The 21,823-nt window shown below is 41.0% G+C and carries 21 protein-coding genes; 3 read left to right on the plus strand and 18 right to left on the minus strand.

Annotation, left to right across the window (positions count from 1 at the left end; genetic code table 11):
• Positions 1–29 precede the first annotated feature (29 nt).
• The gene (locus BN1609_RS05140) at positions 30–770 is read left to right on the plus strand and encodes an ABC transporter ATP-binding protein (RefSeq protein ID WP_088815601.1); all 741 of its coding nucleotides are present in this window, start codon (positions 30–32) and stop codon (positions 768–770) included.
• Positions 767–1,492 (plus strand): ABC transporter permease, encoded by a 726-nt coding sequence (locus tag BN1609_RS05145; RefSeq protein ID WP_088840582.1) that lies wholly within the window; start codon positions 767–769, stop codon positions 1,490–1,492. Before BN1609_RS05140 ends, BN1609_RS05145 begins: the two co-directional genes overlap by 4 nt.
• Before the next feature lie 7 nt (positions 1,493–1,499).
• On the opposite strand, the gene BN1609_RS05150 is transcribed toward BN1609_RS05145, so the two are convergent.
• The 11 genes from BN1609_RS05150 to sufC all read right to left on the minus strand — a co-directional run bounded on the left by BN1609_RS05150 (position 1,500) and on the right by sufC (position 14,250).
• Positions 1,500–2,003 (minus strand): hypothetical protein, encoded by a 504-nt coding sequence (locus BN1609_RS05150; protein WP_088840583.1) that lies wholly within the window; start codon positions 2,001–2,003, stop codon positions 1,500–1,502.
• Between the two features lie 12 nt (positions 2,004–2,015).
• A complete protein-coding gene (locus BN1609_RS05155) occupies positions 2,016–2,825 on the minus strand; it encodes a Cof-type HAD-IIB family hydrolase (RefSeq protein ID WP_088840584.1) in 810 nt (269 codons plus the stop codon).
• Between the two features lie 79 nt (positions 2,826–2,904).
• On the minus strand, positions 2,905–3,858 hold the full coding sequence (locus BN1609_RS05160; protein ID WP_088840585.1) for an ABC transporter substrate-binding protein: 954 nt from the start codon (positions 3,856–3,858) through the stop codon (positions 2,905–2,907).
• Positions 3,855–4,613, minus strand: a complete 759-nt coding sequence (locus tag BN1609_RS05165) for a polysaccharide deacetylase family protein (RefSeq protein ID WP_088840586.1) — start codon at positions 4,611–4,613, stop codon at positions 3,855–3,857. The genes BN1609_RS05160 and BN1609_RS05165 overlap by 4 nt, the downstream gene beginning before the upstream one ends.
• 114 nt (positions 4,614–4,727) lie before the next feature.
• Positions 4,728–6,650, minus strand: coding sequence for a glycosyl hydrolase family 28-related protein (locus tag BN1609_RS05170; RefSeq protein WP_088840587.1), 1,923 nt, complete (start codon positions 6,648–6,650; stop codon positions 4,728–4,730).
• A 142-nt stretch (positions 6,651–6,792) separates the two neighbouring features.
• Positions 6,793–8,904 carry a DUF262 domain-containing protein gene (locus BN1609_RS05175; protein WP_088840588.1) on the minus strand — a complete coding sequence of 704 codons (2,112 nt, stop codon included), beginning with the start codon at positions 8,902–8,904 and terminating at the stop codon, positions 6,793–6,795.
• A gap of 166 nt (positions 8,905–9,070) precedes the next feature.
• On the minus strand, positions 9,071–10,465 hold the full coding sequence (gene sufB / locus BN1609_RS05180; RefSeq protein ID WP_088810342.1) for a Fe-S cluster assembly protein SufB: 1,395 nt from the start codon (positions 10,463–10,465) through the stop codon (positions 9,071–9,073).
• A 14-nt stretch (positions 10,466–10,479) separates the two neighbouring features.
• On the minus strand, positions 10,480–10,920 hold the full coding sequence (gene sufU / locus BN1609_RS05185; RefSeq protein WP_088810341.1) for a Fe-S cluster assembly sulfur transfer protein SufU: 441 nt from the start codon (positions 10,918–10,920) through the stop codon (positions 10,480–10,482).
• Positions 10,917–12,143, minus strand: a complete 1,227-nt coding sequence (locus BN1609_RS05190; protein WP_088825366.1) for a cysteine desulfurase — start codon at positions 12,141–12,143, stop codon at positions 10,917–10,919. The genes sufU and BN1609_RS05190 overlap by 4 nt, the downstream gene beginning before the upstream one ends.
• Positions 12,144–13,445 carry a Fe-S cluster assembly protein SufD gene (sufD, locus tag BN1609_RS05195; RefSeq protein ID WP_088810339.1) on the minus strand — a complete coding sequence of 434 codons (1,302 nt, stop codon included), beginning with the start codon at positions 13,443–13,445 and terminating at the stop codon, positions 12,144–12,146.
• 19 nt (positions 13,446–13,464) lie between these two features.
• Positions 13,465–14,250, minus strand: coding sequence for a Fe-S cluster assembly ATPase SufC (sufC, locus tag BN1609_RS05200; RefSeq protein ID WP_088810338.1), 786 nt, complete (start codon positions 14,248–14,250; stop codon positions 13,465–13,467).
• A gap of 349 nt (positions 14,251–14,599) precedes the next feature.
• Here sufC and BN1609_RS05205 point away from each other — a divergent pair, with 349 nt between their 5' ends.
• Positions 14,600–15,658 carry a hypothetical protein gene (locus tag BN1609_RS05205; RefSeq protein WP_088815608.1) on the plus strand — a complete coding sequence of 353 codons (1,059 nt, stop codon included), beginning with the start codon at positions 14,600–14,602 and terminating at the stop codon, positions 15,656–15,658.
• Positions 15,659–15,700: 42 nt separating this feature from the next.
• Here the strand turns inward: BN1609_RS05205 and BN1609_RS05210 are convergent, their stop codons facing one another.
• Genes BN1609_RS05210 through BN1609_RS05240 form a run of 7 tightly spaced genes read right to left on the minus strand, consistent with a single transcriptional unit; the run spans position 15,701 to position 21,702 of the window.
• Positions 15,701–16,507: a MurR/RpiR family transcriptional regulator gene (locus BN1609_RS05210; protein ID WP_088810336.1), complete on the minus strand. Its 807-nt coding sequence runs from the start codon at positions 16,505–16,507 to the stop codon at positions 15,701–15,703.
• Complete coding sequence (locus BN1609_RS05215; protein WP_088840645.1) at positions 16,507–17,388, minus strand: ROK family protein; 882 nt, start codon at positions 17,386–17,388, stop codon at positions 16,507–16,509. Before BN1609_RS05215 ends, BN1609_RS05210 begins: the two co-directional genes overlap by 1 nt.
• A gap of 5 nt (positions 17,389–17,393) precedes the next feature.
• The gene (locus BN1609_RS05220) at positions 17,394–17,837 is read right to left on the minus strand and encodes a PTS sugar transporter subunit IIA (protein WP_088810335.1); all 444 of its coding nucleotides are present in this window, start codon (positions 17,835–17,837) and stop codon (positions 17,394–17,396) included.
• Entirely contained in the window at positions 17,824–18,492 is a 669-nt protein-coding gene (locus BN1609_RS05225) for an HAD family phosphatase (protein ID WP_088840589.1), read from the minus strand. The genes BN1609_RS05220 and BN1609_RS05225 overlap by 14 nt, the downstream gene beginning before the upstream one ends.
• Before the next feature lie 60 nt (positions 18,493–18,552).
• Positions 18,553–19,959, minus strand: a complete 1,407-nt coding sequence (locus BN1609_RS05230; protein ID WP_088810332.1) for a PTS mannitol transporter subunit IICB — start codon at positions 19,957–19,959, stop codon at positions 18,553–18,555.
• A gap of 29 nt (positions 19,960–19,988) precedes the next feature.
• Positions 19,989–20,990, minus strand: a complete 1,002-nt coding sequence (locus BN1609_RS05235) for a Gfo/Idh/MocA family protein (protein ID WP_088810330.1) — start codon at positions 20,988–20,990, stop codon at positions 19,989–19,991.
• Between the two features lies 1 nt (position 20,991).
• Positions 20,992–21,702: an N-acetylmannosamine-6-phosphate 2-epimerase gene (locus tag BN1609_RS05240; protein WP_088840590.1), complete on the minus strand. Its 711-nt coding sequence runs from the start codon at positions 21,700–21,702 to the stop codon at positions 20,992–20,994.
• Positions 21,703–21,823: the final 121 nt, after the last annotated feature.

Consider the following 21,823-nt stretch of genomic DNA (forward strand, 5'->3'; position numbering starts at 1 on the left):
TATAATGATTTTAGGAGAGGAGTAAACGAATGAACGCCATACAAGTGAAAAACGTAACATGTAAATATCAAGAAACTATCGCCTTAAATAAGATTTCGCTTGAAGTGCCTGAAAAATCAACTTGCGCCATTATTGGACCATCTGGCTGCGGGAAAACAACACTTCTCCACGCAATGGCGGGTTTTGTCGCACCAACAGAAGGCGAAATTCGCTTTTTCGGGGAACAAAAAATCGGTTTTCCTGATGAAACTGGGATAATCCTACAAGATTACGCGTTATTTCCTTGGAAAACTGTTTTTGAAAACATCGCTTTAGGTTTAAAAATCAAAAAACAATCTAAGGCCGAAATAAATGACCGCACGCAAACACTTTTAGCGGAACTTGGCCTTGAGGCGTGCCAAAATAAATATCCGCCAGAACTTAGTGGTGGGCAAAAACAGCGCACCGCAATTGGGAGAAGCCTCGCGCTTAATCCGAAAATTTTATTGCTCGATGAGGCCACGAGCGCGCTTGACGCGATGACGAAGGAAAGTTTGCAAAATAGGCTGCTAGAAATCCAGCAAAAACGCGCCACCACAATGGTTCAGGTCACCCACTCCATTGAAGAGGCCGTTTTTCTCGGCCAGAAAATCATCGTCATGGGCACAGGCAACATTAAACAAGAAATCGCCAACCCTTTTTTTGGACAAAGCGAGCTCCGTATGCGAAAAGAATTCTATGACATGTGCCGAACAATTCGTTCCGCGCTCGGAAATGAGGTAGCGAAATGAAAATCAAAATCGCAAACAGCCTCATCGGCATTTTAGGCTTGCTACTCATTTGGGAGTTGCTTTACCTTTTTATTAGTAGCCCCGTCATACCAGCGCCGCTTGCAACGTGCGTCTTATTTTTCGAAAAAATCCCCGAACTGATTCCGCATACGCTAATGAGCCTGTACAGAATTGTCGTCGCCATTCTTGTTTCACTTCTCATCGGAATTCCACTCGGCATTTTCATTGGCGCGAACCAGCTGGCCGACAAATGGCTCTCGCCGATACTTTATTACATCTATCCTATCCCAAAGGTTGCCTTTTTACCCGTATTCATGATTTTATATGGGCTTGGCGATTTATCAAAAATCACGCTCGTCATCTGGATTATCATTTTTCAAATTATTTTATCCGCGCGTGATGGCGTGAAACAAATGGACCCAAACTGGGAGAAAATCATGTTTTCCTTCCAAGCTAGGCCTTTTATGAGGTTTAAGCACCTACTTTTACCAGCCATTTCACCGCACATCATTAGCGGGCTTCGCATCGCTATCGGCATTTCGCTCGCCTCACTCTTTTTTGCGGAAAATTATGCAACTACATATGGACTTGGTTACTACATTATGAATGCGTGGTCGGTAATTGACTATCCTGACATGTTTTGCGGTATTTTAGCCCTTGCATTTCTCGGTTTTTTCTTATTTAAATTGACCGATTTATTAGGAAAAAGGCTAATCAAATAAAAAACGTTCAAATGAACGTTTTTTTATTTGCAGCTCTTTTTAAAATTAGTTTTTCCCCTGTATCTGTCACAAAAAGATTAATCTCAGCAATTTTAACGGCTGAAAAATTCTTACCGTTTGTTAAAATCTTTATTTTGGAGCCAACTGGATGTTGAATAAAGAACTGCGTTAACTCGACAACGCCCACTCCGCCTCTTTGGGAGTAACCTTTTCGGATAACTCGCCCTTTATGTTCCATTTCTAACACTAAAAACAGCATGATAGATTTACCACTTCCTGTTTCAAACCATTTCAATGTGGCTTCTATCGGAATTGTACAAGCTTCAATTGATTTATTTGCTTGCTTATTTAAAATGATAATCACAATAATCATACTGACAAAAATAATGGCACTTATTGCTAATAATACCTTCCAGTAAGGCTCAGTTTGTATATTTAGTGACAGTATACCACCAATAAAAGAAAAAATGGTAAGCAGGATAGCAATATTCATTTTTGCCTCAATGCTCATAAAAATAACCCCTTATCGTAATTTTCTCTGCTTTAAAAACTTATAAATGCCTTCTCTTTCATTCGTTTCCGTCACAAAATCAGCTTTTTCTTTCAATTCATTGTTCGCATTCCCCATCGCGACACCGATTCCAGCAAATTCAATCATCCCTAAATCATTTTCACCATCACCAAAAGCAATCACATTTTCTTGCTTCACAGAAAGGCGCTCAGCCAAATTCCGCACGGCCACCGCCTTATCAATTTGCTCCGGCAAAATCTCAATATTGTTCATATGAGAGGACAAAAAGTGCACATTTGGGAGCACTTCAAGCTCCGTACGCAACTCCTGAATCCGCGAAAAATCCTGCTCCTCTACAATTAAACCGTTCACCATCTCATCGACAAACCGCTCGAATACATCTCGCTCATTCACCGAAACATGTTTCACCGCCTGAACGCGCTCTTTATCATCTTCTTGTTTAAAATGGGACGGGACTTCACCAATATAGAACACCGTATCCGTCGAAAAAAAGAACGCCCTTACCTTTTCAGCCTGGCAAATCTCGTAAATTTTTGTAAGCGCATCATTATCCGTTTTCACGTGGTGGAAAATCCCATCTTTGTTCGCCGCAATTGAGCCATTTGAAGCGATTACAAATGCTTCTTCATGAATATTTTTCGCAAATTCATTCGCCGCATGAAACATCCGCCCAGTTGCCACCGAAAAATAATGGCCTTCTTTTATTAATTTCCTCAAAAGTCGCCGTGTTTTTCTCGGCACCTTATGATTTTTCCCAAGCAACGTACCATCTAAATCGGTACAAATCAAGTATTTCTCCACAACTTTCTCCCTTTCCAAACCTTTACCTTTAATTATAGCGAAGTCCATAAAAACCGCAAGATGAACTTGCGGTTTTAAGTCAATCCAACATCGAAAAATCGGTCATTTCGTCATAAGAATAATCCTTTTGAATCATTTCTTTTTCTTTCGTCCATTTTTCAATGCTATCAAATTGTTTTTTGCTGACTTTTTGAGCTTTTGTATAGTCTTCTTCTTTATTTTCTAAGTAACTTGTCATCGCATCTGGGAATTTATACGTTTTTAAAATGTCCGCGTAATCAGCCGCATCATGCTCATTCATATACGCAACACCTTTGTTATACGCCCGGTAAAACGCAGAAATATCCGCTTCGCGGGATTTCACAACATCGCTTGCAAAACTAATTGTGCCACCTTTAATCCCGTATTCTGCGGAGCTTCCGAGAACATGGGCGCCATTTTTTTCAAGAAGAGTGGCTTGAGGTTCTGTAAAAATCACAGAATCCACTTGATTATTCAAAAGCGCTTCATATCGCGCAGAAATCGACGGAATTTGTACGATTTTGTAGCTAATATCATTTTCCGCCGCCATTTCGTCCATGATGTATTCTAGTAAAAACTTCGGCACGAGCGAAACTTCCTTGCCATCAAGCTGTTTGATATCCGTAATCCCTGAATCAGGCGAGGAGAGCAATTTGAAATCTTCGTTAATATCGGACGTAATCGTGAAATCCATACCACCGTCACGCATCGAAAGTGCCGTCATCACATCGCCAATCATACCGTCGATTTTCCCAGCTTGAGCCGCGACATTGCGGTCGTTCGGCGCATTAAACGGGGTAATCTCCACATTCACTTTTTCTTCCTCAAAAAAGCCTTTTTCTTTGGCTAAAATAATCGGAATAGCAGATTCTGCTGGCAGCGTCCCAAAACGCAACGGTTTGTTCGTCGTTTCCGTTTTTGTCTCCGCAACCTTTTCTGGTTCCGAATTTGAACACCCTACAACCACTACACCAACTAAAAGCAACATTAAAATTCCAAGCCATTTTTTCAATTTTCCTTACCATCCTTATGTAAAATTTGTTTCAATTCTTCCGCTGTCATGCCGAGTGCAACAACTTGGCGGTGAAGTTCGAGTGGAGGCGTTTCGCGCTCATTTCGCCCTGGTTTTGTCGTAAAAGCTAGTTTAATTCCTGCTTGTTGCAGGCGTTCCAAATCAGCCTCGCCGTAAGCCCCAAATGGGTACGCGAAAATATCCGGCTCATCGACAAATTCCGCACACGTTTTTAAATCCGCCAAAAGTTCGGCTGTCGTCGCCGTTTGAAATGTGCTTTTCGCACCATCTTGATCATGCAAATCGGTCGTATGGTTGGCAAACGTGAACACGTCACGCATTTCGTTCACCTCGCTCACACTCATAACCACTGATTTTTCTGGATTAAAGCGCTTGGCGGTTTTAGCTAGCCAGCCACGCACAACAAATAAAGTCGCGTGTAAACCACGTTTTTTAAACACCGGGTAAGCGTACCGTAAAACGGATTGGAATGCATCATCAAATGTAATTAGTACGGCATTTTCAGGCAAAGTTTTACCTTTTTCATAAAAATCCCGAACATCCTGCATCGAAATTACATTAAATCCCCCGCTTTGCAACATATCCATTTGCTTTTCGAAGTCATCCACATAAGCAAAAAGCATTTTTGGAAGTGCGGCATCACAATTTGTCGCCACTTCAACCACCGAAGGCGCGCTCTCCCCAATTGCTCCCCGCTCGCGCAGTTCGTGATACATTAAAACATGAAAACTCATTTTCCCCTCTCCCTTTCGTGAAAACACTCACAAGAACCCCTTTCATTTTAGCGGAATGAAAGGGGTTTGTAAATGCGTGATGTGAATTTTAACGCTTATATTTTATAGGAGCGTTTAGTTTGGAATATACAAAGCACGTTTCCCGAGCCCTGCTGAATCTCTCTGCCCAACCTGCACTTGAGCAAATCCCGATTGTCCATCTGCGCGGTAACGAATTGCTAGTCCCGTATAGCTATTCGCTGGATTTGAAAGTAGACGTGCTAAATATTCGCCATCAACACTTTGTAAATTAAAATCAGTTGTTTTAACAGTCTGATTAATAATTTTTATATTTTTATCATTGAGCTCAAAAATTGGTTTCCAGCTAAATAATTGGTCACCTATTGGGACTTGCTGTTCAACATTTAAGCCATCTTTTGAGACAGATAAGCGATATTTATGATCCTCACCTTCTAAGACTACCCCTTTTTCCTTCGCTTGGTCGGCATTTATAGCGATACCTTCCTTCGCTTGAACATGTCCATTTAAAACAAGTTCGGCATTAGTAAGCGTTGTATCATTTGGCGCAACAGACAAATACTCGTCCCATCGCCCTCCGCTCTCCTCATTTAATTTTTCCAATTTAAACTTCTCAGCATCATCCATTAGCATCATGCGATACTGCTGCCTATTGCTTTCTAAAGTTAAATCGGGATTAGTTGCACGTTTAATTCGCATAATGCCGTCCGCTGTCAAAGTAATATTCTCATTATTAAGCTTTGTTTCTACTGAATTGATTGACAAGTGTGTTTTCCAAGCCGTACCTTCCGTATGTCTATCCAAATTCAGTGCGTTGGTAGAATCCTCCAAAGCCATCCGATATTTTTGTTTATCACTTTTTAAAGCTAGTTTTGGATTTAAATTCCCCTCAATTTGAGCCGCATCACGGATTTTAAAAATATAATCTGGATAACTTGAAACGCCAAGAACACTATTATTGTTCTCTACCATCGATACTTTTGTCATATCATCAGAAATAACTAAATTTTGTATAGCCATTTCTTCCAAAGCTACTTTTTGAGTTAAGCTATAAATGGTTGACATTATCGTATTTTTCAAATGAAACTCTCCTGAACCTCCGTCATTCATAGCAGCTTCCCCGCGAATCGGCAACACCATAATTTCTTTACATTTAAGGTTACCGCTTCCTTCTGTGATAAGTGCATTCCCTGTAATCCGTTCATTCGTTTGAGCGGAAACAGTTAATCCGATTGCCTCTCTAGTAACAGCTTTAAATGAAATTGCCGTATTAGCAAATGCAGCCGAACAGCCTACCATATTCACACCTCGACAATCTTCATATTCAAATGCAGTTCCAATTCGAGGTATATTAGGTTCAATCGTATCATTGGGATGATTAGCAAACCCCTTGCAGCCAATTAAATTAATTTCCTGATATTTCTTAAAGTAGTAACAAGCTTTTCCAAGCAAGTCATTCTCGCTTACATGGCTTTCCTTTAGTGCCGTTTCTTTTTTCACACGGGTAACGGTACTATTTTCTAGCAAAATAGTTTGCCCTAATTTATTAGGCTCTGTTACAAAATTAAATCCACTATGATTGTAATGAAGGTTCATAATGCTGACATTGCGAAACGAAACTTTGTCATATCCGTTTTCCACTAAAATACCGTCAGCATTCGCGTTATTACAATTAATATCAATCCCTCCATCAATATTTATCCCTGTATTAAATATTGTATTCGGATCTGCGGTAGATTGCTTAAAATAAAGTAACGCCGCTCCTTCAAATCCCGTTAATGCTGTAATTCTTGTTTTATATGATGTTTCTGTTAAAATTTTAATCGCTGTTGTTTGAACAATAATTGGAGATTTAATAGCAATTCCTTTTGCTTTTGGAAAATAAACACTCGCCCCACCACGTCTCGCAGCTTCTTCAAAAGCTCTATTAATTCCTGCTGAGTCATCCGTCACACCATCTAGCGCAACATTATAATCACGGATATCAATAATGTCATCGACAATAGTTGCATAAGTCATTTTAATCCTCTCCTTTATTCAAATTTGCTAATATTTCTATTAGCACCTAAAATTTAGCACATGTTCAACATTCTCTCAAGAAAGGTATACACTCATCTAAAAATGAAAATCCCCGCCACATTCCGCAGCGGGGATTTTCAATTTAATAACTTACATTACTTAACTTTCTATCCTCAACATTTTTGCCTTCGTACTTAATTGCATCCACTAACAAAGTACTGTACTCCAAATTATATAAATCCATCAGTTCCTTAATATAGTTCATCTTTCGTGAGTTCGAAAGATCAATATACACATATACGCCAGACATTACCTCGCTATTTGTTACCGTTGCTTCGCCTGAAAACATTGACTCTAAACCAGTTTGGCCTTCTGCTTTCATTAGCTCGATAATGGGCATGCTGGATATTTCCGTTAACTCTTTTACGAAATGGACATAGAACTCTTTCCATGTTGTCACAAATTGATAGTCGTCATCCTTGAAACGATAGCCTTTTATTTTATAACCAGTGAAAGTTTGTTCGCCGTTATAAACGATCATTTCATTTTCTGGAATGGTTGGCAAAAATTCTGTTTGCGGGTACGTCCAAATTTTAAGCGCGATTTCAATTAGTTCTTCTGTTCGTTGATTGATTTCTTCCTCGCCCCAATTTTCAGCGTGAGCGGGAAGTTTATTTAGATTGACGAAATGGCTCTCTTTAAATCCTTTTTCCATATTTTGTTTTTCCAAAAAAGATTTGTTGCTGTATTTTGAGTTATAGCCCGTCAGTGTTAAATTTCCGAGCCTGTTTAAGTACATTTCGTGGATTTGCTTGTAATCTTGCCCCAACTCTTGTTGCCATGCGAGCGTCAGCCGCCGCGGCATAATGTGCTCAATCGAATATTTTCGCGCGCTAACGCCTTCATAAATCTGCAGTTCTTCGGCATGCCCAAAATTTTCCAACCGCTCAAAAAAATAAGTTCTAAAAGCAGCGTTCATATTGTAAAAATCATTTGCGCGTAAATGGTCGTTGATAACGAAATCGTCCGGAATTTTTGCAGTACTCGTTTTGGTTAAAATTAGGTAACTAAATAAATCTTTTAGCGTGGGCGTGTCATTTGACTCTGCTCTCAACCGTTTTAAGTCGCGGTACAAAGTTTCAATAACTTTGTTAAGAGAATTAGACGGTATTTTAGCAATCATTCTTCTTGCGATGTAGTTTTCTAAAATGGTGAAAACATCGACAACTTCAAAATCTTGCAAGTCATTTTGGTTGTAATCATAAAGAACCGCCATTAGGAACGGGCGTACAACGGTTGATTGCAATTCATTGAAGCGTCTCAAAATGGCATTGATTTCTTTGTTTTCCGTGTTGCCTTCCAAAATTTGCTGATAGGCTAGCGAATATTCTGAAAGCTCATCGAAAAAGACCGCCTTATTATTAAATTTGCTACTATAAAATTCCGTAAACGTTTCATATACCTTCGAGATATTCGGATATTTGCTATTTTTAACGGTTAAGTAGTCTCGAAAAAACGAGCTTAGCTGAAATTGTGTCCGCTCTTCAATTGGTTCCCAGTAATTTTGGAAATGCGCCAATTGCAGTTCTTGCTTTTCATTCATCAAAAGAAAATTCCGAATTTTATCGGCATCGGTCAAGTCCACACCTGTTGAATTTAAACTTTCAAAAATGAGTTGCGGGTCATCATCTGGTGAATTCAAATTGACAATCATCACTTGTAATTTTTCTATCGCATTCATAAGTTCGTCGAGAGAAATGCTTTCCTTTTCCAGCTCATGATAAAAATATTCATAGTTTATCGTTAAATTTGAATGCTTCACAAAGAATTTTTCGTCACCAAATAACTTTTTATATGTATGAAAATCTCTAGAATTCGGTATCAATTTATATTTATCTACATCGCGACTGAACGCGTCCATCAAAAATGCATTTTCAATATTGGCCGGGTTCACCCGTTCCCCTGTCAATTGGTGTGCTTCCATCCAGTTTTTCAACGCCAAAAGAAGCAGTGATATGGTTGTAAGTCGCTGTTGCCCGTCGATAACAATAATTTCCTGTGATAAATTTCCCGGTTTTACGACCATACTTCCAAAAAAATGCGTCTGTCTATGTTCTTTCTCTAACATCATTAAATCTTCCATGAGCCGTTTGCAGTTTTCTATCTTCCAATCATAATTCCGCTGATATACTGGAATTATCAGTTTTGAGGCACCGCGCAAATATTCTGTCAGATGCCTTACATTACCTTCCATATTTTCATGTCCTCCTCCGCTTTCGCTAGGTTTCGCGAAGCTGTTGTTTAATTGTCTATATGATAAAAGTATAGCATGAAGTATATTTCAAGTGAAATAAGAATTCTATCTATGAAAAAAAACGGAAATAAAGCGAAAGTCGCTTCATTTCCGTTTCAATATTACCTTAACCAATCGATCCTTCCATCTCAAACTTAATCAAACGGTTCATTTCAACTGCGTATTCCATTGGCAGTTCTTTTGTGAATGGTTCGATGAAGCCCATGACGATCATTTCGGTTGCTTCGACTTCTGAAACGCCGCGGCTCATGAGATAGAAAAGTTGTTCTTCGGATACTTTGGATACTTTTGCTTCGTGCTCAAGGGAAATATTATTGTTTAAAATTTCGTTGTATGGAATCGTATCGGATGTCGATGCGTTGTCCATGATGAGCGTGTCACATTCGATGTTTGAACGAGCGCCGTCCGCGTTACGGCCGAAATGGACGATGCCGCGATACGTTACATTACCACCGTGTTTCGAGATGGATTTTGAAACGATTGTGCTCGATGTGTTTGGTGCCATGTGCATCATTTTTGCACCGGCATCTTGGCGTTGGCCACGACCGGCGATGGCGATGGAAAGTGTCATACCACGTGCGCCTTCTCCTCTAAGGTAACAAGACGGGTATTTCATTGTCAGCTTGGAACCGATGTTGCCATCAATCCATTCCATCGTGCCATTTTCTTCAACAAACGTCCGTTTCGTTACGAGGTTGTAGACGTTATTTGCCCAGTTTTGAATGGTAGTGTAACGGCAATAAGCACCTGGTTTTACGACGATTTCAACAACGGCTGAGTGAAGCGAGTTGGTCGTATAAACGGGGGCTGTACAGCCTTCCACGTAGTTGACGCTTGCGTTTTCGTCGACGATTATAAGCGTCCGCTCGAATTGTCCCATGTTCGGGGAATTAATTCGGAAGTAGGCTTGTAGTGGCGTGTCGATTTTAACGCCAGGTGGTACATAGATGAACGAACCTCCCGACCAAACGGCGGAGTTTAATGCAGCAAATTTATTGTCAGATGGTGGAATGACTTTCGCGAAGTATTCCTTGAAGATGTCTTCGTTTTCTTTTAGCGCGGTATCAGTATCTTTAAAGACGATGCCGAGTTCTTCCAAATCTTTTTTCATATTGTGGTAAACAACTTCGGATTCATACTGTGCGGATGCACCTGCCAAATATTTCTGTTCGGCTTCTGGAATGCCAAGTTTGTCGAATGTACGTTTAATTTCTTCTGGAACCTCGTCCCAAGATTGAACGGTTTGTTCGGAAGGTTTCACGTAATACGTGATGTCCTCGAAGTCTAGTTCTGAAAGGTCTCCGCCCCAAGTTGGCATCGGCATTTTGTAAAACTGTTCGAGCGATTTCAAACGGAAGTCGAGCATCCATTCGGGCTCTTCTTTAATTTTGGAAATTTCACGTACAACATCTTCCGTTAAACCGCGTTCTGTACGGAAAACGGACGTATCTTTATCATGGAATCCGTATTGGTATTCGCCAATATCTGGAATTTCAGTCATATTAAGTTCCTCCTTTAACGATTTTCGCTTTCGTGAATGGCCCGCTCCATGGCTTTCCATGCTAGGGTCGCACATTTAATTCGTGCTGGAAATTTTGCGACGCCTGCTAGGGCTTCCACGTCACCAAATTCATCTATCGCTTCATGTTCGTGTCCTTGGACCATTTCGGAAAACTGGTGAGACATTTCAAGCGCTTCGTCTTCCGTATGCCCAATGACACTTTCTGTCATCATGGAAGCACTTGCCATCGAAATGGAACATCCACTTCCCGTAAAGCTGGCAGCTGTAATTTTATTGTCATCTATTTTCAAGTGCAAATGAATTTCATCACCACATGTCGGGTTGTTTAAGTCTATTGTGACGTTTGACCCGGCTAACTCCCCTTTATTCCGAGGGTTCTTGTAGTGATCCATAATCACTTGTCTGTATAGACCGTCTAATTTGCGACTGCTCATAAGCCAAAATACTCCTTCGTTAACTTTAATCCTTGAATGAAAAGATCAATTTCTTCTTTTGTGTTATAAATATAGAAACTTGCGCGAGCCGTTGAGTTCACGCCAAGCCATTTCATGAGTGGTTGCGCACAGTGGTGCCCGGCCCGAACGGCGATACCTTCTTCGTCAAGGACTGTGGCAAGGTCGTGTGGATGAACGCCGTCCAAATTGAACGTCACAAGACCTGCGCGCTTATGCGCATCTAGCGAGCCGTAAATGGTAATGCCAGAAATTTTTTGCATTTCGGTGAGCGCATAGCTGACAAGCTCCTGCTCATATGCATGAACCGCATCCATGCCGATTTCTGTCAAATAATCCACCGCCGCACCAAGCGCAATTTGTCCGCCAATCGTTGGTGTGCCGGCTTCAAATTTCCACGGCAACTCTTTCCACGTCGAATCATACAGTTCAACGAAATCAATCATTTCGCCACCAAACTCAGTCGGCGCCATTTTTTCTAAAAGTGCTTTTTTTCCGTATAAAACGCCGGTTCCAGTTGGCGCCATCATTTTATGCCCTGAGAACGCATAGAAATCCACATCGAGCGCACCTACATCGACGGCCATGTGCGGAACGGCTTGCGCCCCGTCAACCACGATGACTGCCCCGTGGCGATGCGCGATTTGAGCGATTTCAGAAATCGGCGTCACCGTACCGAGCACGTTTGAAACATGCGCCAAGGCGACAATTTTCGTTTTAGCGCCAATCACGGAAGCCGCTTTTTCAACAGAAATGGTTCCATCTTGTTCGAGTTCGATAAATTTCAGTGTCGCACCTGTGCGCTTTGCAAGCTGCTGCCACGGAATGAAGTTGCTGTGGTGTTCAAGGTGTGAAATAACAATCTCGTCCCCGCTAGAAACATTCGCCGCCCCGTAGCTATCCGCTACCAAATTAAGTGCCGTCGTCGTACCACGCGTAAAAATAATTTCCTGCACATGGCTCGCCCCAATGAATGCCCGCACTTTCTCACGCGCACCCTCGTAAGCATCCGTTGCCCGGCCAGCAAGCGTATGCACACCGCGATGAACGTTCGCATTGTCTGCTTCATAATAATGCGTGAGCGCGTCAATAACCTGTTTCGGCTTTTGCGCAGTCGCCGCATTATCAAAGTAAACAAGCGGTTTCCCATTCACTTCCTGCTCAAGAATTTTAAAGTCAGAACGAATTTTGGCGAAATCTTTCATTTAGCGCACTTTCCCTTCGATAACTTCCTTCAGCATCACTTTCACGCCTTCAATTGGCAATTGTTTCACAACAGGATCAAGGAACCCGTGAATTACAAGGCGCTCCGCTTCCTGCTTCGAAATGCCGCGGCTCATCAAATAGAACAGTTGAACTGGGTCAACACGACCAACCGAAGCAGCGTGCCCCGCGACAACGTCATTCTCATCAATTAGGAGAATCGGATTCGCGTCACCACGCGCACCTTTACTCAGCATCAGAACACGCGACTCTTGCTGCGCATCAGACTTCGAAGCGCCGTGCTTAATATGTCCAATACCGTTAAAAATCGTCGTCGCCTTATCTTTCATGACACCGTGGGATAAAATAGTCCCAGTGGAGGCTTTCCCGTAATGAGTCACTCTTGTCGTCACGTTTTGGGTCTGCTTGAAACGACCAACCGTCACCGTCTTCACATCGCCAGTTGAGCCATCACCCATTAAATTCGTGATATTTTCATTGATGGTGTCGCCGTCATTCATTAGACCAAGTGCCCATTCAATGGTTGAATCCGCACCAATATGACCGCGACGATTCATATACGTCGTAACGCCTTTTGAAAGGTTGTCTACCGCACCAAATGTAATTCGCGCATTGCGATTCGCGATGACTTCCTCCACAATATTTGCAATTCCAGTGCCTTCCGCGTCAAGCGAAACATAGTTTTCCACGTAAGTCACCGAACTATTGTCGTCCGCCACAACTAAAACGTGATTAACGAGCGGTTTTTTCGCATCTTGTTGCACAAAAATCGTTTGAATTGGCTCACTGATTTCCACGTTCTTCGGCACGTATAAAAATACACCGCCATTCACAAGTGCCGCATGAAACGCCGTCAACTTATGTTCGTCTACTTGAACCGCTTCGTTCATAAAATATTGTTTAAAAAGATCTGGGTGTTCTTTGGCTGCCGTCACAATGTCCGTTAAAATAACGCCTTGTTCTTGCAGCTCCTTGCTAAGTTGTAATCTTGCCGGACGCGCATCCACTTGCACATAATAGTTCGCATCCGCTTTATTTAAATCAACCAAGTTGGTTACCTTTTCAGCTAAAGCTTCGTTTGAAAGCCCCGTACTAGCTCCTTCAAACGTATCAAACTCCGTAAAATTCCAGCGTTCAATCTTCGTTTTATCCACAAATGGCAAGTCAAGTTCACTTGCTAATTTCCAAGCTGCCAAGCGACTTTCGGTTAAAAAAGCTGGTTCGCTAGCATGTTCAGAAAAGGCGCGGATAAAATCATCCTTTACAATTACATTTTCTGTCATGATTTTAACCCCACTTTCCTTATTTTTCGACTACGTCTTCTTCCTCTTCGAATTCAATGCCAAGCTCTTGCTTAATCCAATCATAACCCTCTGCTTCTAAACGTTTAGCAAGTTCAGCGCCGCCTTCTTTCACGACTTTTCCTTGCATCATTACATGCACAAAATCAGGCTCGATATAGTTTAGTAAACGCTGATAATGCGTGATAATCAGGCAGCCAAAACCTTCGCCGCGCATTGCATTGACGCCTTTTGAAACGACTTTAAGTGCATCAATATCAAGGCCCGAGTCAATCTCATCTAAAATCGCAATTTCAGGTTCAATCATAAGGAGTTGGAGAATTTCATTGCGTTTCTTTTCACCGCCAGAAAATCCTTCATTTAAATAGCGTTCAGCCATTTCTTCGTCCATATCTAAAAGTTCCATCTTCTCATCTAGTTTACGAATAAACTGCATAAGTGGAATTTCTTTTCCTTCTTCACGTCTGCTGTTAATCGCTGTGCGAATAAATTCAGCATTTGTAACGCCGCTAATTTCACTTGGGTATTGCATCGCTAAAAACAGACCAGCACGTGCGCGCTCATCGACTTCCATTTCGAGCACATCTTCTCCGTCTAGCGTAATACGTCCTTTTGTTACTTCATATTTAGGATGCCCCATAATCGCAGCCGAAAGTGTCGACTTCCCTGTACCGTTTGGCCCCATTATGGCATGAATTTCTCCAGTTGAAATTTCAAGGTTAACACCTTTTAAAATTTCTTTTCCTTCTATTTCAACGTATAAATCTTCAATCTTAAGTGTTGACATTCAAAATACCCTCCCCAGTTTGTTTTACATGCAATCTCGCATAGTCCTAGTTTAGTATAATTCTAATTTGATTACAACTATAAAAAACTGCACAATTTATCTTCTATCCTTCATTTTACTATGAACAAGGCAATTTTTCCACCTCGGTTTAAATTATCATTTTTTACTTCTTATTTGAGAATTTATTCCTTATCTTTTAGTCGAAAATTCATTCTACCTACACAAAATTTCAATTTCATCAGAAAAAAGAGGTTGTCTAATAGGGTGTGATATGTTATCGTTAAGCTAACGTAATATTTTTGAAACAATACTTTAATTCTGTAATATTATTCATCGGAGGAGATTTTTTATGAAAAAAGTAATAATAGGTATCGGCCTACTATTGCTATTTCTCTCGTTACAAGGGTGCAGCTCTCCCAAGTCAGACTTTACAAATGCCATGAAAAAACTAAGTGCAAATAAACAATTTACAATAGATACCAAGGTCAAAGTTAATGAAGTATCTTCCAACTACACGGAGAAGCTTGGGATAAACGACTTAAATACAACAGAAGTAGACTTAAAAATTTCTGCTGATACAATGCTTCAAACTTCTGGAATGGACGCCAATGTGCACTGGAGCAATTATTCACTGCATGTTCAGTCGCTCCAAAATAACCGTAACGGACTCATTTATATTCCAGTTGATATTTTCTACACAATCGACCCAAATATTGAAGATGCGCTAGGCCAAACGTCTAAACAAGTCTATCACACTGTTTTGGATAAAAATGAAGATTTGCAAGGAAAATATCTTGATTTTTACTCTGCTCTACAAAATATTTCCAACCAACCAATTGATAAAAAAACGGTTCAAAAACAAGCGAAACAAATCAATGAGTTGGAAAAAGAAACCGGTATTGCTTTATATGAATTTATGAACCAACTGGATGATGACCGCTTTAAAACAAATGAAGATGGTACGGTTGAAATTTCTATCCATAAAGAAGATTTCGTCACCTTATCCGATAAGCTACTTACAGCTTGGGATAAAAACAACGCCATTGTAAACCTTCTCTCGGGACAAAACGATGAGTCGACAATCACTGCAAAAAAAGAATGGCAAAACTATCAAAATAGCGTGCGCGCTTATTTTAAAAAGCTAAATGCTGACAAAAATCGCAAACTAGACATTCGTATGAAACTTGTACCCGACTCGGACTATGGGATTAGCAAACTAACGCTCGACACGGATTATGAAAACAAAGCGAACAATGATCATTTTAATATAACGACTGAATTAAATTGGTTACCATACGAAAAAGTACCTGCCATTCCGTCAAGCGATGAAATCGTCACAAAGAAAGAGCTTGATAAAGTCATCTCAGATGGATTAAAATCGTATTTGCAAATTGAAAATAATAAATAGCACTAAAAAACGCGCTTTCGATTTTACGAAAGCGCGTTTTTTTTAATAGAACTCTTTGTTGACGGTATGGATTGTTTTTTCCATATTTTCATGCATTTTATGGTCTTCGAGTAGCATAAGGGAAATAATGTCCATCACATACATAAGCGAAAACTGACTATTGACAAAATATTGGTTGCTCACAAAAAGGCTGTTGTAGACTGGAATGTTAATGTCGCTAAGCTCGACCATTTCATTTTTTTCAAAACTCGTGAACGTAATGATCTTGCTGCCGTTTTCTTTTGCTTTTTTTAGCGTGCTAATGAGTTCGCTCGTGTTGCCAGAATTTGAAATCCCGATTACAATATCGGAAGGCTTCGTAATCGCGCCCGTAATAATCATCATGTGTGACTCATTGAGACCTGTTGCGTTTAATCCCATGCGAATGAAGCGTTGCGACATTTCGATGGCCGTAAGTCCGGAGCTGCCTAAGCCACAAATATAGACACGTCCAGCTTCACGAATTAAATTAACGACTTTGCGAATTTCAGCTTTATCAATCATTTTCACTGTATTGTCAATCACTTTATGATAAAACGAATACACATCTTCAAAAATATCTTCATAACCCGCTGGTGGCAAATCTGTTGTTGCCGTGTTGATTTTTATTTTCAAATCAACAAAACTTTCACAGCCAAGCCGCTTACAAAAACGTGTAATTGTCGCGCTTGACGCTCCCGTTTTCTTCGACAAATTCGTAATCGTAATATTTTTAATCGAGTTGCTTTCCTCCAAAATATATTTAGCAATTTTCCGCTCTTTTAAAGGTAAAACATTATACATTTGCTGGATTTTCTGCAAAATATTCATCACACACGACCTTCTCTACTTAAAAAATGGTAAAGCGCCCCGACCATGCCCGCTTCATTCCCAAGCGTTGCAAACTCGATTTTTGCCGTGTTAAATGAATCAGACACTAACTGGTCTAAAACGGCCGTTTCAATTCGAGGTTTAAAATATGTTTTTTGTTCCATAATGCCACCGCCTAAAATGATAACTTCAGGATTTAAAACATAAATTAAATTTACAAGACCCGCTGCCAGATTGCAAATCCAAACATCGACAATCTTTTGAATTTCACTATCGCCGTTTAGCGCGCGTTTCATAATTGATTTCCCCGTCAAATTAACCTCACCCGTTACCAAACTCGCTTGCCGAATGAGTTCGCTTGTTGCCGCAAGTTCTTGGAAATGCTTGCCATTAACGCCCATATATCCAATTTCGAGAGCACGATTTGAAGCGCCGCGAAGCAATTTGCCGTCTGCTAAAAAGGCGCCGCCAATACCCGTGCCAATCGTCAAACATAAAACGGACTTGAAATTTTTAGCGCCCCCTAAATAAAACTCACCAAGCGCCGCACAATTCACATCATTTTCAACTTGGCATGACAATTGATGCGCCTCTTCAATTCGCTCTTTTATTTTCGTCCCCGTATACCCCGGAATCGTGTAGCCCGCATAACTAATTTCGCCGCGCTCCGTATCCACAACGCCTGCAGACGAAACCGCAACGCCCGAAATCCCGACCTTATTTTTAGCCACAATGTCTAGCACAGCTTCCATAATAAAATTTTCCGTCTTCGTCAGTCTCGTTTGCACCATTTGAACCGGCGTAAGACGCTCACCCGACTCACTAAACTTCGCAAACTTAATAGCCGTACCACCAATATCCATACACAAATATTCCGCCACAATCGTCACCCCTCTGTAAGCACCTCATAAAAGGCCGCTTCCGTTTTGGCATCAATTAACCGCAAAACACGCTCTTCCTCCATAAGCACCTCCGCAAGTTCCCCGAGCAGCTCCAAATGATCGTCCGCACTCGTTGCCGCAAGCGTGATCACAAGTTTTACCGGATCAAACATTTCACTGCCAAACACAACCCCTTCTTTCATTGTAGAAAAAGTGAGTCCTGCTTTATTCACCCCAAATTCCGGCCTAGCATGTGCGAGAGCGACATTTTTGGCAATCACAATATAAGGTCCGTTTTCGTGCATTGAACGAATCATTGCTTCGACGTACGAAGCTTCAATGGCGCCTCTTGCTAAAAGTTTTTCAGCAGATTTTCGGATTGCCTCTTCAAAGTTTTCTGCCGAAACACCAATTTCAATATCCTCAAGCTTTACATTATCCATTAACAATTTTATCCACCTCTTTTTTCAACTGACCTACATGTAATTGTGCTAAAGAATCAATGATTTGATAATGGGGAGTTAAATCACTGTATTTGGTCACCTCATTTGGCACAACAATGACCGGCATACCCGCCTGATTTCCCGCAATAAGTCCATTTTTCGAATCCTCAATGATAACCGCCTCGCCAGGTTCAACCGCGAGCTGCCTAGCCGCCTCTAAAAACAAGTCAGGCGCCGGCTTAATTCGCTCCACATCCTCCGCCGTAACAATGACATCAAAATAATCGATTAAGCCCAAACGCGTCAAATGCGAAGTCGGCTTGGCCCGCTTAGATGATGTAGCTAAAGCCAATTTCAAGCCGTACTCTTTCACCGCTTCAATAAAAGCAACCACCCCTTCTTTAGCCGGCAATGCTTTACTTCTTTCCAAAAAAAGCGCGCTTGTTTCTTTGGCGAATACCTCTTGATTTACCGTTATATTTTTTTCATTTGCAAGTTTTTGAAAGAACGCTTGATCATTTGCGCCTACACAAATTAAAAATTCCTCAACAGATACATCATAATCGAGCTCTTTTTTGAACCATTCTTGAAAAATCTCATACCAGATTACTTCTGTATCAACGATTACCCCGTCAAAATCCATAATGACCGCTTTTAGCATAATTTCCCTCCTAGAAACAGATAAAATTTGGAAGGAAAATGTATTTTCCTCCCAAATCAGTTATTTTTCTTTGCGACTATCTACTAAGTTTTGAATGAGTTCCGCATATTCTGGCGCGTTCAAGTAGTCCACTATTTCCACATAATAAACGCCCGGCTGTTTCTCGCGCACTCGTTCCATCAGTGATTTATGTGTCACGATGATATCACACTCTGTCGGCAATTCATTTACCGCAATATGGAATACTTTGATGTCATCTAAACCTGCATTTTTCACTTTTTTCTGTAGAACAGAGGCTCCCATTGCGCTAGAACCCAAGCCGGCATCACATGCATAAGCGATCCTTTTCACCTTACTAAAATCAAAACTTGCTGGTTCTTTTTCGGCAAACACGGATGAAATACTGCTTTTTTTACCTTTCAAGCTTTCCATTTGCACAGCTGCTTCTTGCAAGGCTTCTTCACTGTTTTTCGCGCGTTTGATGAACGGAATAGCAGTTAAGAATGTGACAAGCGCCGCCGCTAGAACCGCAATAATGATTTTAATATGGTCACCAGGCGCTGCCATCATCATGATGGTGATGATACTTCCAGGCGAAGCGACACCAACAAGGCCAGCATTTGTCATCGTTAAAATGAAAGTCCCCGTCATGCCACCTAAAATGAGCGGCAGGATAAGAACGGGATTCATTAGGACGAACGGGAAATAAATTTCGTGAATCCCGCCGAAGAAGTGGATGACACTTGCCCCGTAAGACGATGCTCGCGAACTCCCTTTTCCAAAAAACATATAGCCTAGTAAAATGCCTAAACCTGGTCCTGGATTAGACTCCAGTAGATATAAGACTGATTTTCCTGTTTCGGCTAATTGTAAGGTTGCGAGTGGACTTAATATACCTTGACCGATGGCGTTGTTTAAGAATAATATTTTGGCCGGCTCGATAATGAGTGCGGTTAGTGGCAAGAGGTGATAGTTGATAAGGTAATCCACACCTTCTGCTAAAACTGTTGTCACGCTTGCTACGGCTGGCGCCACCGCCACGTATGCAAATAAAGCAAGAGCGGCTCCGATAATTCCAATTGAAAAGTTATTGATTAATAGTTCAAAACCGGTTGGAATTTTCCCGTCAATTTTTTCATCAAATTTTTTGAGAATCCAAGCTGAAAGTGGTCCCATAATCATTGCGCCAATGAACATTGTAATATCTGAACTAATAATTGCTCCCATCGTTGCTACAGTTGCGATAACACCACCACGGTAGCCATGAACAGCACGACCACCTGCGAAAGCAATGAGTAATGGTAGCAAGAAATTAAGCATTGGTGCGATAAAGCTTTTGAGCATTTCACTTCCGGTTGCAACGCCGATAGCGGTTAAAATCCCCCAAGCCATAAATGCCCCGAGATTCGGAATCACCATGCCGCTCAGCTTACTTCCAAACTTTTGAACTTTCATATGAATGGACATTTAAATCCCCCTTTCCAAACGTACCTTTCTTAAAGTTCTACTTCTTTTCCTTCTTTGATAGACCTTTCGATTGCATCTACTACGCGCAGTGAGTCAAGCGCTTCTTTTGGTGTAATAATGGATTTTGTACCGCTAACAACATTGTTTACAAAAGCCATGACTTCCTCTGCCAAATCGCCGCTAACTTCTCCGTTCGTGTAGTACCAATGTCTTGAATCAGGATAGGAAACACCTTCACCGCTTACAAATTTCACACCTTGATCACAAGAATCGATGTAAGCAACTCCTTTTGTCCCAACTAACTCTAATTTATCATCAATAATCGTTGGCGAGTTTTCTGGCAACACCCAACAGGCTTCTAGACACGCAATGGCGCCATTTTCATACGTGACAATCGCATAAATAACATCATTCATACCACTTTCTTTTAAAAGCACACTACGACTTTTGGCAAAAACTTTGACCGGATTAGCATTCATATACCAGTTAATATAGTCAATGTCATGAATCATAACATGCATACTAAGGTCAGATGCACCTATGTAACGTTTAGGTCCCGTTATCGGACTGTTACGGCGACAATAAAGATGGATAATATCGCCTAGTTCCCCGCTATCTAGGCGCTGCTTGACCATATTGAAGCGTGGATCAAATCTTAGTAAGAAACCAACTGTAAATACTTTATCGTAATCTTTCGTAATTTCATAAATGGCTTCCCCGTCTTCGAGTTCTTTTGCAATTGGCTTCTCAAGCAAAATATGTTTGTTGTTTTTAACTGCTAATTCAACACATTCCCGGTGCATGTTATCTGGTAGGACGATACTCACTGCATCAATTTCCGGGTTTTCTAATAAATCGCGGTATTCTTTGTAGCCTTTGCAGTTGAATTTCTTTTCAGCTTCAGCGCGTTTCTCATCGTTATACTCGCAGATGGCAACCAATTCGACTTGTGGTAACTTCTGGTAAATTTCCGCGTGATAACTTCCCATTTGACCAATCCCGATTACGGCAACTTTTACTTTTTGTTCCATTTTAAACTTCCTCTCCTTTTACTTGTTTAATGGATGCAATGAATCGTTCTGTAATTTCTTTTGGACGCGTGATGGCCCCGCCGACAACGACTGCTCTTGCGCCAAGTTCGAGCACTTTTTCCGCTTTTTCTGGCGTGTCTATCTTCCCTTCTGCGATAACAGGCAATTGGGTATGCGACAAGACGCTTTTTAAATAGGCAAATTCATTGTGGCTAATGTTACAGCCTGCTGTTTCTTGCGTATAGCCATGCAGCGTAGTCCCAATGATGTCTACACCTGCTTGTTCTGCAAAAGCAACATCTTGCAAGCTTGCGGTATCGCCCATAATAAGTACGTCTGGAAACTCCCTTTTAACCACCTGAATGATGTCTTTAAGGGGTTCGCTTTGTGGGCGTTTTCGCGTGGTTGCATCTAGGGCAAGAACTGCTACGCCGAGTTCACAAATCGCGCGTGCTTCTTTTAAAGTTGGTGTAATAAAAACTTCAGAATTTGGATAATCTTGTTTAAAAATACCGATAATTGGTAAGTCTACTTCTTTCTGAATCGCTTTAATGTCTGATACTGTGTTTGCTCGAATCCCTACTGCTCCACCTTCTAACGCGGCTTGTGCCATTTTTGACATGATATATGAGCTATAAAGGGGCTCTCCTTTTAGAGCTTGACAGGAAACAATCAATCCTCCTTTAACTTGTTGTAAAAAATCATTCATCATGGTATTCTCCTCCTTCTCGGTCTTCTGCTTCTTTTTATATAAAGTATGCGCTTTCAAATAGAATATACTATAGAAAAATAATTTTATCAATATCATAAAACGAAAATAATTTTCATTTCAC

Source organism: Listeria sp. ILCC797 (assembly GCF_900186185.1).
GTDB lineage: Bacteria > Bacillota > Bacilli > Lactobacillales > Listeriaceae > Listeria > Listeria goaensis.

Coding starts and splice junctions, on each gene's coding strand:
- BN1609_RS05140 (WP_088815601.1), top strand. CDS start 30: ATGAACGCCATACAAGTGAAAAACGTAACATGTAAATATCAAGAAACT.
- BN1609_RS05145 (WP_088840582.1), top strand. CDS start 767: ATGAAAATCAAAATCGCAAACAGCCTCATCGGCATTTTAGGCTTGCTA.
- BN1609_RS05150 (WP_088840583.1), bottom strand. CDS start 2,003: ATGAGCATTGAGGCAAAAATGAATATTGCTATCCTGCTTACCATTTTT.
- BN1609_RS05165 (WP_088840586.1), bottom strand. CDS start 4,613: ATGAGTTTTCATGTTTTAATGTATCACGAACTGCGCGAGCGGGGAGCA.
- BN1609_RS05170 (WP_088840587.1), bottom strand. CDS start 6,650: ATGACTTATGCAACTATTGTCGATGACATTATTGATATCCGTGATTAT.
- BN1609_RS05175 (WP_088840588.1), bottom strand. CDS start 8,904: ATGGAAGGTAATGTAAGGCATCTGACAGAATATTTGCGCGGTGCCTCA.
- sufB (WP_088810342.1), bottom strand. CDS start 10,465: ATGACTGAAATTCCAGATATTGGCGAATACCAATACGGATTCCATGAT.
- sufU (WP_088810341.1), bottom strand. CDS start 10,920: ATGAGCAGTCGCAAATTAGACGGTCTATACAGACAAGTGATTATGGAT.
- BN1609_RS05190 (WP_088825366.1), bottom strand. CDS start 12,143: ATGAAAGATTTCGCCAAAATTCGTTCTGACTTTAAAATTCTTGAGCAG.
- sufD (WP_088810339.1), bottom strand. CDS start 13,445: ATGACAGAAAATGTAATTGTAAAGGATGATTTTATCCGCGCCTTTTCT.
- sufC (WP_088810338.1), bottom strand. CDS start 14,250: ATGTCAACACTTAAGATTGAAGATTTATACGTTGAAATAGAAGGAAAA.
- BN1609_RS05205 (WP_088815608.1), top strand. CDS start 14,600: ATGAAAAAAGTAATAATAGGTATCGGCCTACTATTGCTATTTCTCTCG.
- BN1609_RS05210 (WP_088810336.1), bottom strand. CDS start 16,507: ATGAATATTTTGCAGAAAATCCAGCAAATGTATAATGTTTTACCTTTA.
- BN1609_RS05225 (WP_088840589.1), bottom strand. CDS start 18,492: ATGCTAAAAGCGGTCATTATGGATTTTGACGGGGTAATCGTTGATACA.
- BN1609_RS05230 (WP_088810332.1), bottom strand. CDS start 19,959: ATGTCCATTCATATGAAAGTTCAAAAGTTTGGAAGTAAGCTGAGCGGC.
- BN1609_RS05235 (WP_088810330.1), bottom strand. CDS start 20,990: ATGGAACAAAAAGTAAAAGTTGCCGTAATCGGGATTGGTCAAATGGGA.
- BN1609_RS05240 (WP_088840590.1), bottom strand. CDS start 21,702: ATGATGAATGATTTTTTACAACAAGTTAAAGGAGGATTGATTGTTTCC.